Origin of the sequence: Vibrio navarrensis (assembly GCF_000764325.1) — a bacterium.
GTDB classification, from domain to species: Bacteria; Pseudomonadota; Gammaproteobacteria; order Enterobacterales; family Vibrionaceae; genus Vibrio; species Vibrio navarrensis.
This window is the reverse complement of the sequence record NZ_JMCG01000001.1, coordinates 1,659,441-1,674,650: the sequence shown is the minus strand read 5'-3', so window position 1 is coordinate 1,674,650 and position 15,210 is coordinate 1,659,441. Positions and strand designations below refer to the sequence as shown.

At 50.5% G+C, this 15,210-nt stretch carries 11 protein-coding genes and 1 pseudogene; 5 read left to right on the top strand and 7 right to left on the bottom strand.

The window, feature by feature from the left end; translation table 11 throughout:
- Positions 1-68: 68 nt before the first annotated feature.
- From EA26_RS07490 to EA26_RS07475, 4 genes are all read left to right on the top strand, one after another.
- A complete protein-coding gene (locus EA26_RS07490; RefSeq protein WP_039426305.1) occupies positions 69-1,382 on the top strand; it encodes a TolC family outer membrane protein in 1,314 nt (437 codons plus the stop codon).
- A complete protein-coding gene (locus tag EA26_RS07485; RefSeq protein ID WP_039426302.1) occupies positions 1,382-1,999 on the top strand; it encodes an OmpA family protein in 618 nt (205 codons plus the stop codon). Before EA26_RS07490 ends, EA26_RS07485 begins: the two co-directional genes overlap by 1 nt.
- A gap of 123 nt (positions 2,000-2,122) precedes the next feature.
- A complete protein-coding gene (locus EA26_RS07480) occupies positions 2,123-2,473 on the top strand; it encodes a DUF2750 domain-containing protein (protein ID WP_039426300.1) in 351 nt (116 codons plus the stop codon).
- A gap of 208 nt (positions 2,474-2,681) precedes the next feature.
- The gene (locus tag EA26_RS07475) at positions 2,682-4,667 is read left to right on the top strand and encodes a diguanylate cyclase domain-containing protein (protein ID WP_081947044.1); all 1,986 of its coding nucleotides are present in this window, start codon (positions 2,682-2,684) and stop codon (positions 4,665-4,667) included.
- Here the strand turns inward: EA26_RS07475 and queC are convergent.
- Both queC and queE read right to left on the bottom strand, forming a co-directional pair.
- Entirely contained in the window at positions 4,612-5,304 is a 693-nt protein-coding gene (queC, locus tag EA26_RS07470) for a 7-cyano-7-deazaguanine synthase QueC (RefSeq protein WP_039426297.1), read from the bottom strand. The genes EA26_RS07475 and queC overlap by 56 nt on opposite strands.
- A gap of 12 nt (positions 5,305-5,316) precedes the next feature.
- On the bottom strand, positions 5,317-5,985 hold the full coding sequence (gene queE / locus EA26_RS07465; protein ID WP_081947043.1) for a 7-carboxy-7-deazaguanine synthase QueE: 669 nt from the start codon (positions 5,983-5,985) through the stop codon (positions 5,317-5,319).
- Between the two features lie 165 nt (positions 5,986-6,150).
- Between queE and EA26_RS07460 the strand changes: the two genes are divergently transcribed.
- Entirely contained in the window at positions 6,151-6,960 is an 810-nt protein-coding gene (locus EA26_RS07460) for a Cof-type HAD-IIB family hydrolase (RefSeq protein WP_039426291.1), read from the top strand.
- A 70-nt stretch (positions 6,961-7,030) separates the two neighbouring features.
- Here EA26_RS07460 and EA26_RS07455 read toward each other — a convergent pair whose 3' ends face one another.
- The 5 genes and pseudogenes from EA26_RS07455 to acnD form a co-directional block, all read right to left on the bottom strand.
- Complete coding sequence (locus EA26_RS07455; protein WP_039426290.1) at positions 7,031-8,455, bottom strand: bifunctional NUDIX hydrolase/phosphatase PAP2 family protein; 1,425 nt, start codon at positions 8,453-8,455, stop codon at positions 7,031-7,033.
- 204 nt (positions 8,456-8,659) lie between these two features.
- Positions 8,660-9,145, bottom strand: coding sequence for a GNAT family N-acetyltransferase (locus EA26_RS07450; RefSeq protein WP_039426287.1), 486 nt, complete (start codon positions 9,143-9,145; stop codon positions 8,660-8,662).
- A 161-nt stretch (positions 9,146-9,306) separates the two neighbouring features.
- A pseudogene (locus EA26_RS07445) lies at positions 9,307-11,199 on the bottom strand (propionyl-CoA synthetase); the annotation flags it as partial.
- Positions 11,200-11,212: 13 nt separating this feature from the next.
- A complete protein-coding gene (gene prpF, locus EA26_RS07440) occupies positions 11,213-12,427 on the bottom strand; it encodes a 2-methylaconitate cis-trans isomerase PrpF (protein WP_152593717.1) in 1,215 nt (404 codons plus the stop codon).
- 56 nt (positions 12,428-12,483) lie between these two features.
- Positions 12,484-15,081: a Fe/S-dependent 2-methylisocitrate dehydratase AcnD gene (gene acnD / locus EA26_RS07435; RefSeq protein ID WP_039428856.1), complete on the bottom strand. Its 2,598-nt coding sequence runs from the start codon at positions 15,079-15,081 to the stop codon at positions 12,484-12,486.
- Positions 15,082-15,210 lie beyond the last annotated feature (129 nt).

Here is a 15,210-nt window from a genome sequence, read left to right as displayed (position 1 = left end):
GTAATCTTCTCAAAATTAAGACAGCTAATCTCTTAGACTTAGCGCAAACAACGAGTAGGAGAAATTGAGTGAAGTGGACCCGAATAAGCACATTAGCCGCTGGGTTAGTGATGTCACTTCCTGCTGTGGGGCAAACATTAGAGCAAGCGGTTGCCATTACGCTTGCCACCAACCCTGAAATAAAAAGTGCATTTAACGAGTTCTTAAGTAAGCAATATGCTAATCAGGCCTCTTCTGGCGCTTACTTGCCCAGAGTGGACTTAGAGGCAGGTGTCGGTTTCGAATCCATCAACCCTGCCGGTAATCCTCCTCGTGAATCAACCGATATGACACGAAAAGATGCGTCTTTAACCCTAACGCAACTGATTTGGGATGGTTCTGCCACACTCAACGATATGGATAGAACAGCAGCGGAAGCGGAGTCGCTACGTTACCAACTGTTAGCAGATGCGCAGGATAAAGCACTAGAGGTGACCAAAGTCTATCTGGATGCGGTGAAAGCGTACGAAATCTTAGCGCTTTCTGAAAGCAATCTCATGACTCACAAACGTATTTACAGTGACATTAAGAAACGAGTCAACTCTGGCATCGGTTCTACCGCAGATTTGTCTCAGGTCGAAGCTCGATTGGCGAAAGCGCACGGTAACTTAGCCGCTGCACAAAATAATTTGTTTGATTCTCATACTATGTTTACTCGTTTGGTTGGGCAAACACCACAATCACTGATTTTTCCACGAGCGGATCAAGAGCGAATTCCATTTACCGTCGATGAAGCGATTAGTCAGGCTTTTGAGCATCACCCGGTAATTAAGGTCGCAACGGTGGATGTCGATTCGGCCCGTTTTCAGTATAAGCAGACCAAAGGGCGCAACTATCCTACCTTTACGTTTGAAGCGTCACAGACTTGGCGTAGCGACGCAGGTGGCATTGAGGGACAGAGTGACGAGCTAACAGCCATGCTTCGTATGCGTTACAACTTGTACAACGGAGGAACGGATTCCGCGAACTCTGAAAGTGCCGCTTATCAACTCAACAAAGCAAAAGATCTTCGCGAAAGAAGTTATCGGAGCGTCGAAGAGGGGTTGCGCCTAGCTTGGAGTGCGCTTGACCTTACTTTGCAGCAGAAAGAGTTTTTGGCCGATCACGTTGACTCAGCATCCGATACAGTGATTGCTTACGAAAAGCAGTACCGTATTGGCAAGCGCACTTTGCTAGATTTGTTAAACACCGAAAACGAACTGTTCGAAGCTCGCAAAGGTTACTTAGATGCTAAGTATGCAGAGCAATACGCCAAATTTCGTGTGATGAATGCGACTGGGCAATTGCTCGATACGCTGCGAGTCGATATCCCCAAAGAGTGGACCCTAAAGGTGGAATACTAATGAAATCATACACTTTACCTTTTGCCTTAGCTGCTGTTTTGGTATCTGCCTCCATACTGGCGGACGAATACGATTACCGCCCCACTCCAGTTGCGGATCAAATTGATGATTTACAAGACCAAGACAGAGATGGCGTAATTAACGCCCGCGATTTGTGCCCCGATACGCCAAGTACCGCGGAAGTTGATAACGATGGCTGCGGAACTTACATCAAAACCACGCAGCAGATGCAAATTCGGGTGTTATTTGCCAACAACTCCGACGTGATTAACCCGGTATTTCGCAGCCAAATCAAAGAACTGGCTGAGTTTTTGAAACTTTATCCATCCACGTCAATCGAACTGCAAGGTTTTGCCAGCCGTACGGGCAATGCAAAGCTAAACCTAGAGCTGTCTCAACGCCGAGCGGATAACGTTAAAGAGATGCTCATCAGTTATGGTATTTCATCAAACCGAGTGCGCATTGTCGGTTTTGGTGACAGTAAACTGGCGAATGATGGAGATGACGAAGTCAGCCACGCTTTGAATCGTCGCGTCGTGGCATCCGTTGTTGGTCACAAAGGTGACATCAAAGAAGAGTGGACCATTTTTACCCGTCTACCAAAAAGCAAAAAATAATCTTTAGGGGCGAAAAAGCCCCTTATCTTTGTCGAGCCGCCACCAACGTAAACTCAGATACTCATTGGTAAGGCTGCGATAAAATGATACCCTACGCGGGTCTTTTCATATCGAGATTTTAAAATGAGCAAATTAACTGCGGATATTCAAGCGAATCTGGACCTTTTCATTCAAGAAACTCAAGAAACCAAGCTGGTTTGGGGTCTTCGAAATGAAGAAGGATGGCTGGCTTGTGACTCTTCAGAATTCGAAAATAGTGAAGTGATGCCGTTTTGGTCCGCAAAAGAAGATGCCATCGCACACAATGTAGAAGAGTGGGCTGATTTTGAAGTACTTGAAATTCCTCTTGATATTTTCGTTGAAGATTGGCTCATTACGTTAGATGAAGATGGCGTACTGGTAGGCATTAACTGGAACGCTCAGCTAGAAGGTAAAGAACTTGAGCCGGCTGAGCTGGCAAAAATGTATCTTTAATCGTTAAGCAATGTTTGCTTAATTGAGAGGCTGGCTCTGTACCAGCCTTTTTTACAGCTTGGCTGCACTGTAGATACATTTATCAACTCTGGTATATTGCTCTTTGATATACGACGTATTGTATATTTCACTATCTCGAATGCATCACACCTTTTCATTTACAAAAAGATATCATTCCTGTATCTCATTTTTACCATCAAATCAGCCCATGTTTAAACGCAAGCTACTACTTTGGCTCGCCATCTGTACTTTTTCTTGTATGACGCTCGCAGACAACAGCGGACTGCATCAGTGGTTAGGCGTCTACCAACAAAAACTCAGAGCCGATGACAATCGAGCCTTAGATCTCTTGCAAGATCGTTACTCCGCCCTCCTTCCAGGCGCGGAGAAGTTGTATGTGAGTGGCTTACTATTTGACTATCTTTCTGCACGCCATCAGCCCTATTATGGCGCGAGCCAAAACAAAGATACTCACTTCTCTCGCCAAGAATCACTTTACATACAAGCGCTATATGACCGACAGAAAGGCTTGTATGAACAAGCAGTTAAAGGTTTCACCACCTTACTCAATCAAGCGACACTAAGCGAAGAACAGAAAGTACAAGAACTGCTGTTATACCAGCTTTGTTATACGCTCAACGAACAAGGCGATTACCACAAAGCCAAGTTTTTCTGCTCTCAACTCAAGCGATTTGCCACTGAAGAGAGTGAATCTCTGTTACCGAAATATTTGGTTTATCGCGTGATCGCCAATAACGAACATTTCCGTGGCGAGTTTGAGCAATCTCTTATCCACTATCAAGCGATGTTGCGCCATTTACCTGCAAACGCGGATGTCTCTGGCGCTTACAACGATACTGGCAATTTGCTACGCGAACTAAGCCAATACGCGCAAGCCGAAGAGTATTTGCTTAAAGCCAAGGAAATTAGCGAAAGCGGGCATTCTCAGGCTGCCTTAGCACAAATATTGCACAGCCTCGCCGAACTCTATCACGATCGTGGCGATCAGCCGCAAGCAATCCTCTACTACGAGCAAGCACTCTCGATCTTGATTAAGAAAAATCACACCTTTGGTCTGGTCATGACGTATCTTGGTTTGGGGTCTCTCTATCTGCAAATGAATGATGCAGAGAAAGGGTCATACTATCTCGAACTCGCGCTTAAAGCGGCAGAAAAAGGGCAAAACCACCGTTTAGCTGCCGAAGTTCACTCTCGATTTAGCCTCGGTTATCTTGAGATGGGCAAGCTCAGCGAAGCGATGACGCACGCGACACAGGCTTATAACCTCGCAGTATCGATGGATATGCCCGTAATCGAAGCGAACGCCTTATTATTGCAGTCGAGCATCGAAGTGCTGCAAGGAAACTACCAGAAAGCCTATCAACACTACACGCTCTATTCCCAACTCGAACTTAGTTTCAGAGACAAAGACACAACCAAAGCGATTGAGGCATTGGATCTCGCGCAAAAGCAATTTGACTATCAGTTGCGCTTAACGCAGCTTCAAAGTGAAACTGAGCGCAAAATGCGCTTAGTCAAGAGCCTTGAACAAGAGAAGTTTCTCTACTCACTGTTGTTGATTGCGTTGGTGACGCTACTGCTCGTTTTGGCGTTAGCCAATCATCGCTACCGTAAGCAACGACAAACCGATCGATTAACAACAGTGTTGAATCGCCGCGCAATCATTGAGGCAATAGAAGCGCAAACGACTAGCAGAGCCCCACATAAAGTGCCGGTACTGATTTTGTTTAAGTTAGATAGTGTTAAAGCCGTCAATCGGGAGTTTGGCCACGCGTATGGCGATGAGCTATTACATACTATCGCTTGCAATCTTATCGCCCATCTTTTGCCAGGGGAGCTATTGGGACGACTCAATGGAACAGAGTTCATGCTGTTGTTGAAAGAGGTTGACGAGATAGATGTGCCACTGCGCGTTGAACAGCTAAGCCAACGCATAGCCAACAGCGTGATTTATTCACAAACTGGCGAGCCGATTCAGCTTAACGCCTGTATGGCCTATCTTGTTTTGGAGCGTTCGGCGCCGAACTTCGACTGCGCCTATAACAAGCTCGATTTCGCGCTCTCTCAACGGCAAAGAGAGCGCAAGATGGGGGTTGTTGATGCCAGCCGTCTGCCAGTTACGCTTGAGCCTGTTTCTCAAGCAGCGACGCCATCACAAGCGGTTGGTTATTAAGGTAGTCATCAAGCCCCGCTTTGCGCAAGTGGCATGATGGACAATCACCGCAACCATCGCCAATCACACCGTTGTAACAGGTCAAGGTTTTCTCCCTGACCAGTTGCAACGCTTTGTTTTGATCGGCCAATGCCCACGTTTCCGCTTTGTTTAACCACATCAGGGGCGTTTTAATGGTCAAGGCTTTATCCATCCCTTTAACCAACGCACTGTTCATTGCTTTGACAAAATCATCACGGCAATCGGGATAGCCAGAGAAATCGGTTTCGCACACCCCCGTTATCACAGTATCAGCACCGATTTGGTAGGCGTAAATGCCTGCCAAAGTCAGAAAGAGAATGTTGCGCCCGGGCACAAAAGAGTTCGGTAATCCATTGGCTTGAAGTTCATGCGAAACAGGAATGTCATCTCGCGTCAGCGAGCTAATCGCCAGCTCATTGAGTAACGTGACATCCATCACTTTGTGTGCTTTGACACCCAAGTCCGCGGCAAGTTGTTGTGCAACTTCAATCTCCAAACGATGGCGCTGACCATAATCAAAGGTGATGGCATGGACCTCATCATACTCATTCAGAGCTTGCACAAGACAAGTGGTTGAATCTTGACCGCCACTAAAAACCACTACCGCTTTATTCATCGCTTATCCCTTCTAGGCAATACTTAAATATTTGTGGGTTTGAACCGATAAACGCCAGTTGCGCGCAATACAAGTCTCAATACACAATTGCGTCGCTCTGGCTTTCTGGCTGATCGGTTGCAGGGCTATCGTCGTTGTTGCAGGCACTTGGGCTCTGGCCAGCAACAGATCTAACTGCTCAATGTCTTTTTCTGTACCAACCGGATGTTTGATTTCATTGGCTCGCAGCAACGCGCTATCAAGCACGGGTAATTTGCCTTTCATCGCCACTTTGGGTGACACTGTCACCCAAGTTGCAGGCGAGGTCTGCACGGGATAGGTACCACTTGTTTCGATTTGGCATTGACAGCCGATCGCTTCAAATGCTTCGGTTAGAGAAGTTAAGTCATAAATGCATGGCTCGCCGCCAGTGATCACTATGTGTTTGGCATTGAAACCTTGCTGTTGATACTGAGCCACAATCTCCTCAGCGTCAGCATTACACCAACTTGGGCTATCTCCCGATTTGAGAATGATTTCGCCAAACGTGCGTTGATCCTGCTCTAAAGCCTGCCAAGTTTGTTTTGTATCACACCAGGAGCAGCCCACTGGGCACACTTGCAAACGGACGAACACCGCTGGCACACCAGTAAAAACGCCTTCCCCCTGAATGGTTTCAAACATCTCGTTAACTTTATACAACTTAACTCTCAACCCTAACAATAAATCGCAAGGCGCAGACCTTAAAGGACTCCCGCTCTCAGGTCAAATTAATCTGCTGGGATCGCAAAAATTCTGTGTTAATCTGCCCCGTTTTGGTGTTTCATTACCGCTTTAATACTCTGGTTCAAAGTTTAGTAGGTAAGTATGTTCAAGTTAATCGCGCTGGATATGGATGGCACTTTGCTCAACAGCGACAAACAGATTTCGGCAGAAAACAAAGCCGCCATTACACGCGCTCGCGCAGCAGGCGTGACGGTAGTACTGGCTTCGGGCCGTCCACTGGAGGGCATGCAAGACAAGCTGGATGAGCTCGGTATCTCCTCAGACAGCGACTTTGTTCTTTTCTATAACGGCTCTATGGTGAAGAACGTCGGCAGCGGCGAATTAATCCATGAACAAATTATCGATGGCAAAAGCGCGAAGCAGCTTGCCCGATTGGCAGAAAAACTCGGCGTTTACGTCCATGCCTTCAGCAAGGAGCACGGTTTGATTACCCCTCAAACCAACCCTTACACAGAAATAGAAGCCAAGATCAATGGCTTGCCGATCACTGAAATGAACTTCGAAGCACTCGCAGACGATCACCCGATCATCAAAACGATGATGGTTGCTGAGCCGTCGCTGCTCACCGAAACCATCGCCAAACTGCCCAGTGAGCTTCATCAACAGTTTACCGTAGTGCAAAGTGCACCATTCTTCCTAGAGTTTCTTAATCCATTGAGTAACAAAGGCATTGGTGTCGCGGCGATTGCCGAACATCTCGGCATTAAAGCGGAAGAAGTGATCTGTATGGGCGATGCCGAGAACGATCACCATATGCTGCAATACGCGGGCGTAGGCGTGGCAATGGCCAATGCGATGGAACAGACAAAAGCGATTGCCGATTACATCACCGCATCGAATAATGACCACGGCGTCGCCAAAGCGATCGAAAAATTTGTTTTTTCCGAGTGAGCAGAGTTAACTCGTCACCCAAAATAAACGCCTCAGTCGAGGCGTTTATTTTGATCTCACAGGAAATTGCTTACGCTTCTCTAACCTTGCAAAGTGGCAACACCAGCAGCATTGCGGCCAAGAGCGAGGATGGGTAGCGCAGCGTTTCTAAAATATAAGAATAAAGTCCGCTAGAAGAAAAATAGCTCTGCAGTATAGTGAGCAACAAGTTAAGCGTTAGCAGCACCACTATCAGCACCAACGCACGCGCTTGAGTTAAACTGCACGCTTTTTTGCGCCACATCAGCACCAGAAGCGGCATCAACATCAATGTAGCAAGCCAAGCGGAAAAGACCGGCAACGGCCAGATGAAAGTCAAGCCAACAGCCACGGCGACAAGTGCTCCCCACACTAAAGGAGAGGCAAACAGTTGTCCCAAATCCAGCTCCGCTTTTTGTTGCAAACGAAGCAAATGCCAAGCAACCAAAGCGCCCAATAGTGCGCCAATCAACAGATCAGAAAGAAACTCTGCGCCCGCGTAAAACTCTCCCAAAGCGACTAAAACGATAGCCCCAAACGCCCATTTGCCCCACTCTTTTCCCCCTTCCCGCTGGGTGATCAGCAACGTCAAGCAGACCCAAACGGCCATTGAAACGCTGGGAAAACTAAAACCCGAGCGAGGAAGCAACTCCGTGCTAGGCAGATACACATGAGGCCGAGGCATCGCGAAGCCTTGCTGCGCAACCAAAGCCAATAATGAAGTGACGGTCACTGCAAACAGCGCATGCAAGGTAAAATCTCGTCCGAAGCGCCAGAGAATAAGCGGCATGACCACCAAAAGCAGTGCTGGAGTGGTGAGATAAAAAGCCAGATGTGCAACGGCCATGGCAATGGATGACAACACTTGCGATTGCGCCGCCCAAGATTGGCTAGCGGCTAACCAACCAAGGCCAATTTGACGATACGATGGCGCAGCCTCTTTGAGATCGCGCACATAACTGGCGGGTTGATTGGTGGCACGAGTAAACATTTCGCTGACCAGCGGCCACTGTTGGGGAAAACGGTATTGCTCCGCTTTGAGAGCAGTTGGCTCAAGCAGCATCGCGGAGGCAATTTCTACTCCATAATGCGGCGCAAACCAAATGGGTAAGGTATTTCCACCTAACGCATGCTGAGTGTTGTAAGCGACGATCGGCGAGTCCGACACACAATCATAAAATACCGCGGTATCACTGTAGCCCAGCGCTTCCCCCACCGTCACCACTAGGCCAGTTTCTTCCCACACTTCTCTTTGCGCCGCTTCATGTGGCGGCTCACCAGCGCTGATGGTTCCACCGGGCAGCGAGATCTGCCCCGTCAGAATTTCATTCACCAGCAACAACTTGTTGTCGACACGCACAATGCAGAGCGCGCCTTTAATTCCTTCGGGTAATGGTGTTGGCAATCCAGCGGCAGAAAATGTGCTGTAAAAAAGAGAAAAGACGCCAAGGGTGATGATGAAGGCTCGTTTTAACACGTGTGAAAACCTTTGAGTTGCATGTCGATCTGGCGTTGCATCTAAACTCGGCAAAATGTTTTAGTGAGCAACAATAAGAAAATTTGTCGTCATGATGGCAGGAAGTCAGATTTTTTTCGACAAGAATTAAGCATGTAAACAGAAAAACATCCCGCAATGGGAGACTGAGCAAATTGCCGAGCTGAATGCGAGCTGTCAGAAGCGTTATTTCCCGCTGGTGAGCGCTTTTCGCAGCCAATGAATATGATGCTGAAAACCCGATTTTTGATAAAGAGCGATCGCATTCTGATTAAAATGCCACACTTCGACAAACACTTGGCTGACTCCATAGTCAGTGAAGGTTTGCTCGATTTTTTGCAGTAGCGTTTGCGCGATGCCCTGATGGCGATAGGCATTTACCACAAACAGTTCGTCGACACTGCCCATTGGCAAAGGTTGGCTCACAGTCGAAATCAGCTCGCAAAAGTGGCCGCTGACAAAGCCAATCACCTCTTCACCTCGCTTTGCGACAAAAACCAAACACTCTGGATCATCCAGATAGCGAGCAATACTTTTCTCTTGTTCAATCTCTTCGGCAGTTTTGAAAAACTCGGGACATTGCTGATGGTGCTCGTCATGCAGAGCAAACATCAGGTCATTGAGCGCGTCGATGTCGCTTGGCTGTGCTGGTGAGATGGTGAAGTCGTTCATGGAGAGATCAATCAATTGCAAAACGACAGTGTGTCGCGCGCAAAGGAGGATAGCAAGAAAATTTGTTGTTGCTCCGACAGTTATCGCTCTGGAGTGGCGCAATGAAATAAGCCAGTCCAGCCTTTGTACCGGCAGGACTGGCTCTTGTCTTTGTACCGTCGTCACTCTCGATGCAGCACTTTCTCGATTTCATTCAAACTAGAAGGGTCATCAATGGTAGAGGGAACGGCGTATTGCTCACCATCTGCGATCTGGCGAATGGTGCGGCGCAATATTTTACCCGAGCGGGTTTTGGGCAAGCGTTCGACAACGATGGCATGTTTAAAGCAGGCCACCGCACCAATCTCGTTTCGCACTTTGCCGATAAGCTCTTGCTCTAACTGCAGTTCATCGACTTTGACACCATCTTTGAGCACCACAAACCCAATTGGCAACTGCCCTTTCAGTTCATCGTGCACACCGACCACCGCGCATTCCGCCACCGCTGGGTGCGCGCCGACGATCTCTTCCATTTCACCCGTCGAGAGGCGGTGACCCGCAACGTTAATTACATCGTCAATGCGGCCCATGATGAACAGGTAACCGTCTTCATCCAGATAACCGCCATCACCCGAGACATAGTAGCCCGGAAATTGCGACAAATAACCGGACTCAAAACGGTCGTGATTACGCCACACAGTCGGCAAACAGCTCGGTGGCAACGGGCGTTTCAACGCCACAAAGCCTTGCTGATTCGGCGGCAGCACCTCGCCCAGTTCATTGAGGATTTCCACTTGATAACCCGGAATCGGCTTAGTCGCTGAACCCGCTTTAATCGGCATCAGTTCAATGCCCGTTGGGTTGCCGGCAATCGCCCAGCCCGTTTCGGTTTGCCACCAGTGGTCAATGACCGGTTTGTCGGTTTGCGATTCGACCCATTCTAAAGTTGGCGGATCCAAACGTTCACCCGCCATAAAGATGGTTTTCACGCTCGACAGGTCATAGTGCTTAAGATACTCGCCATTCGGATCTTCTTTCTTGATGGCTCGGAAAGCCGTTGGCGCCGAGAACAGTGCAGTGACTTTGTATTCCTGACACACGCGCCAGAAGGCACCTGGATCCGGCGTACGTACTGGTTTGCCTTCGTACAAAATGGTTGTGCAGCCGTGGATCAGCGGCGCATACACAATGTAAGAATGCCCCACTACCCAGCCCACATCTGATGCGGCCCAGAACACGCCATTTTGCGGCATGTTGTAAATACAGCTCATTGAGTATTTCATCGCGACGGCATGACCGCCGTTGTCACGCACCACCCCTTTGGGTTTGCCCGTCGTTCCTGAGGTGTACAGAATGTAAAGCGGGTCCGTTGCCAGCACGGGCACACACGCATGCGGCAGCGCGCTTTGAATCAGCGTGTTCCATTCCAGATCGCGCTCACTGGTTAAATCGGCAAGACACTCCGGGCGCTGATACACCAACACTTTTTCCGGTTTCCAACGACTGTCCATGATCGCTTTATCGACCATTGGCTTATAGGGAATCACTTTGTTGACTTCCACACCGCAAGAGGCCGTCATAATGACTTTTGGCTCTGCGTCTTCAATACGCACCGCCAGTTCGTTTGGCGCAAAGCCGCCAAACACCACCGAGTGAATAGCGCCCAAACGCGCGCACGCCAGCATCGCCATCGCCGCTTCCGGGATCATCGGCATATAGATGATCACGCGATCGCCTTTGGTCACGCCCTGCTCGGCCAACATGCCCGCAACACGCGCGACACAATCCCGCAGGGCGGTGTAGCTGTATCGCTGTTTTTTGCCCGTCACCGGTGAATCATAAATCAGCGCCGTTTGGTCGCCGCGTCCCTGCTCACAATGGTAATCCAGCGCCAACCACGAGGTGTTGAGTAAACCATCCGGAAACCAGCGCTCAATGCCGTGTTGGTCTTTTTGCAAAATGGTTTGAGGGAATTCAAACCAGTCGATGTTTTGGGCTTGAGCTTTCCAGAACGCTTGCGGCTCATCCTTTGCCCATTGATATTCCTTTAAATATGCAGACATGGTGCTTCTCCTTGATTGTTCTGGCTTAGCCGTGGTTGATGGTTTCTGCGGGCACTCGCACCCAACCTTCCATCAAAATACGTGCGCTGCGACCCATCACGGCTTTTTCTACCACCCAACCTTGCGTCGTTTCGCTTGCACTGGCGCCAACTTTTAATGTTCCCGAAGGGTGACCAAAGGTCACCGACGTTTTCTCTCCGCCACCGGCGGCCAAATTCACCAGCGTTCCTGGCACACACGCCGCGGCAGCGATGGCAACGGCAGCGGTCCCCATCATGGCGTGATGCAATTTGCCCATCGACAACGCGCGTACCAGTACATCGACATCACTGGCTGCAACGGTTTTGCCGCTGGATGCGGTGTAAGTTTGCGGTTTGGAGACAAACGCAATTTTTGGAGTGTGCTGACGGGTTTGCGCTTCACTAAGGTCTTGAATCAGCCCCATTTTCAGCGCGCCGTAGGCACGAATGGTTTCAAACATCGCCAGCGCTTTGCTGTCGTTGTTGATGTCATCCTGAAGCTCCGTGCCCTGATAGCCAATCGACGCGGCATCGACAAAAATCGTCGGAATGCCCGCATTGATTAACGTGGCGTTAAATGTGCCTACGCCCGGAACATCAAGATCATCGACCAAATTTCCGGTCGGGAACATAGAGCCTTCCCCGTCGGCAGGGTCCATAAAATCGACCTGAATTTCCGCCGCCGGGAATGTCACGCCATCAAGCTCAAACTCGCCCGTTTCCTGCACCAAACCATCTTTGATCGGCACATGCACGACGATGGTTTTGCTGATGTTGACCTGCCACACGCGCACCGCAACCACGCCGTTGTGAGGAATGCGCTCGGGCTCAATGAATCCGGCGTAAATTGCAAACGGACCAATCGCCGCCGACAGATTGCCGCAGTTACCGCTCCAGTCGACAAACGCTTTATCAATCGACACTTGTCCAAACAGATAATCGACGTCATGACCCGCTTGAGCACTTTTCGACACAATCACGGTTTTACTGGTGCTTGAAGTGGCGCCGCCCATGCCGTCAATCTGTTTGCCGTACGGATCCGGGCTGCCAATCACGCGCATGAGTAAGCGATCGCGCGCCGCGCCCGCAACCTGCGCCGCTGGCGGCAGATCGCCCAGACGGAAAAATACCCCTTTGCTGGTGCCGCCACGCATGTACGTCGCGGGCACTCGGGTTTGAGAAGGCTCTCGGTTTTGAAAAGATAGGGGCTGAGACAGCATCTCAGCAGTGGTCCATGGAGAAGTTGTGCTGACATTGCTCATTGCATCACTCCTTCTCAGTTCGCCAAAAAGTCTTGCGCAAAACGCTGCAGCACACCGCCTGCGTTATACACATGCACTTCATCGGCGGTATCTAAACGGCACGTCACCGCGACATCCAGCTTCTCGCCATTTTGACGAGTGATCACCAGCGCCAAATCGCAGCCCGGCTTGATGTCACCCACCACGTCGTACAGTTCGGTGCCATCGAGTCCCAGCGTGAGGCGATTCACGCCCTCTTTGAATTGCAGTGGCAACACACCCATGCCGACCAGGTTGGTGCGGTGGATGCGCTCAAAGCCTTCGGCAACAATCGCTTCCACACCCGCTAAGCGCACGCCTTTGGCTGCCCAGTCACGCGAGGAGCCTTGGCCGTAGTCGGCGCCCGCCACAATGATCAGAGGCTGTTTGCGCTGCATGTAGGTTTCAATCGCTTCCCACATGCGCGTCACTTTGCCGTCCGGTTCGATACGTGCAAGCGAGCCTTGCACCACGTCGCCATGCTCTTTGACCATTTCATTGAACAGTTTCGGGTTGGCAAACGTTGCGCGCTGCGCCGTCAGGTGATCGCCGCGATGCGTCGCGTAGGAGTTAAAGTCCTCTTCCGGCACGCCCATTTTAGTCAGGTATTCACCAGCGGCGCTGCTGGCCAGAATCGCATTCGATGGCGACAAATGATCGGTGGTGATGTTGTCACCCACCACCGCCAATGGGCGCATGCCTTTAAGCGTGCGTTCACCCGCCAGCGCGCCTTCCCAATACGGCGGACGGCGAATGTAGGTACTCATTGGGCGCCAGTCGTACAGTGGATTGCTGTTTTGCTCGGCGTCATCGAGTTTAAACATTTGAATATAGACTTGATTGAACTGCTCCGGTTTGACGTGCTGATTCACAATCGCATCAATCTCTTCATCGCTTGGCCAGATGTCGTTGAGGTAAATCGGCTTCCCGTTGGCATCATGCCCCAGCGCGTCGCGCTCGATATCAAAGCGAATCGTACCCGCCAGCGCATAAGCCACCACCAGCGGTGGCGAGGCCAGAAACGCCTGTTTGGCGTAGGGGTGAATCCGACCATCAAAGTTACGGTTGCCCGACAATACGGCGGTCGCATACAGATCGCGATCGATGATCTCTTGTTGGATGGTCGGATCCAGCGCGCCACTCATGCCATTACAGGTGGTACACGCATACGCCACGATGCCAAAGCCCAACTTTTCCAATTCAGGCAACAGCTTGGCTTCTTCAAGATACAATTTGGCGACTTTCGAGCCCGGCGCAAATGAGGTTTTCACCCACGGTTTACGCACCAAGCCCAGTTCATTGGCTTTTTTCGCCACCAAGCCAGCCGCGACCACGTTACGTGGGTTACTGGTGTTGGTACACGAGGTAATCGCGGCGATGATCACGGCACCATCGGGCATTTCACCCGCTTTCTCTTCCCACTTTCCGGCGATGCCGCGCTGCGCTAGCTGCGAGGTGGGCAGACGGCGATGCGGGTTGGAAGGCCCGGCCAAGTTACGCTCTACTTGTGAGAGATCAAACTCCAATACGCGTTCGTATTGCGCCGTCTCCAGCGCATCCGCCCACAAGCCGGTTTGTTTGGCGTACTGTTCAACCAGCGCCACTTGTTCGGCATCGCGGCCGGTCAGTTTCAGGTAGTTGATGGTCTGCTCATCAATGTAGAACATGCCCGCGCTGGCACCATATTCCGGAGTCATGTTGGAAATCGTCGCGCGGTCGCCGATGGTGAGCTGTTTCGCCCCTTCACCGAAAAATTCGAGATAAGACGACACCACGCGTTCGCCACGCAGAAATTCGGTGATCGCCAAGACGATGTCAGTGGCGGTAATGCCCGGTTTGCGTTTGCCGGTCAGTTTCACGCCGACGATGTCCGGTAGGCGCATCATTGATGGGCGACCAAGCATCACGGTTTCGGCTTCCAAACCGCCAACACCAATCGCGATCACGCCAAGGGAATCGACGTGCGGCGTGTGGCTGTCGGTACCGACACACGTATCAGGAAACGCTACACCGTTTTTCAGTTGCACCACGGGCGACATTTTTTCCAGGTTGATCTGGTGCATGATGCCGTTCCCGGCAGGAATCACGCTGACGTTTTTAAACGCGGTTTTACACCATTCGATGAAGTGAAAACGGTCTTCGTTGCGGCGATCTTCAATCGCGCGATTTTTCTCAAACGCATCCGGTTCAAAACCTGCGTGTTCGACCGCAAGCGAGTGGTCGACAATCAGTTGCGTTTCCACCACCGGGTTCACTTTGGCCGGATCGCCGCCCTGCTCTGCGATCGCATCGCGCAGGCCAGCCAAATCAACCAACGCGGTTTGGCCAAGAATGTCGTGACACACCACGCGCGCCGGATACCAGGGGAAATCAAGGTCGCGTTTGCGTTCAATCAGTTGTTTCAGGGAGTCTGTCAGTGCTTCGGGTTCGCAGCGGCGAACCAAGTTTTCAGCCAGAACGCGCGAGGTATAAGGCAGCGTCGCGTAGGCACCGGGCGCAATTTCGTTGACCGCTTCTTCGGCATCGAAATAACTGATATTTGTGCCGGGCAGCAGTTTCCGGTATTGGCTGTTGATATCGTTTTGAGTGGTCATAGTATCCATCCGATTCATTACTATTCCCTTGCCACTTAAAGCAGAAAGCGTGTCGCCAGTGCTTTAAGTTGTTTGGGCTTCACAACCGTGGCAGGCAAATTCGCCCTTTGGCGAACCGCATTAAATTGA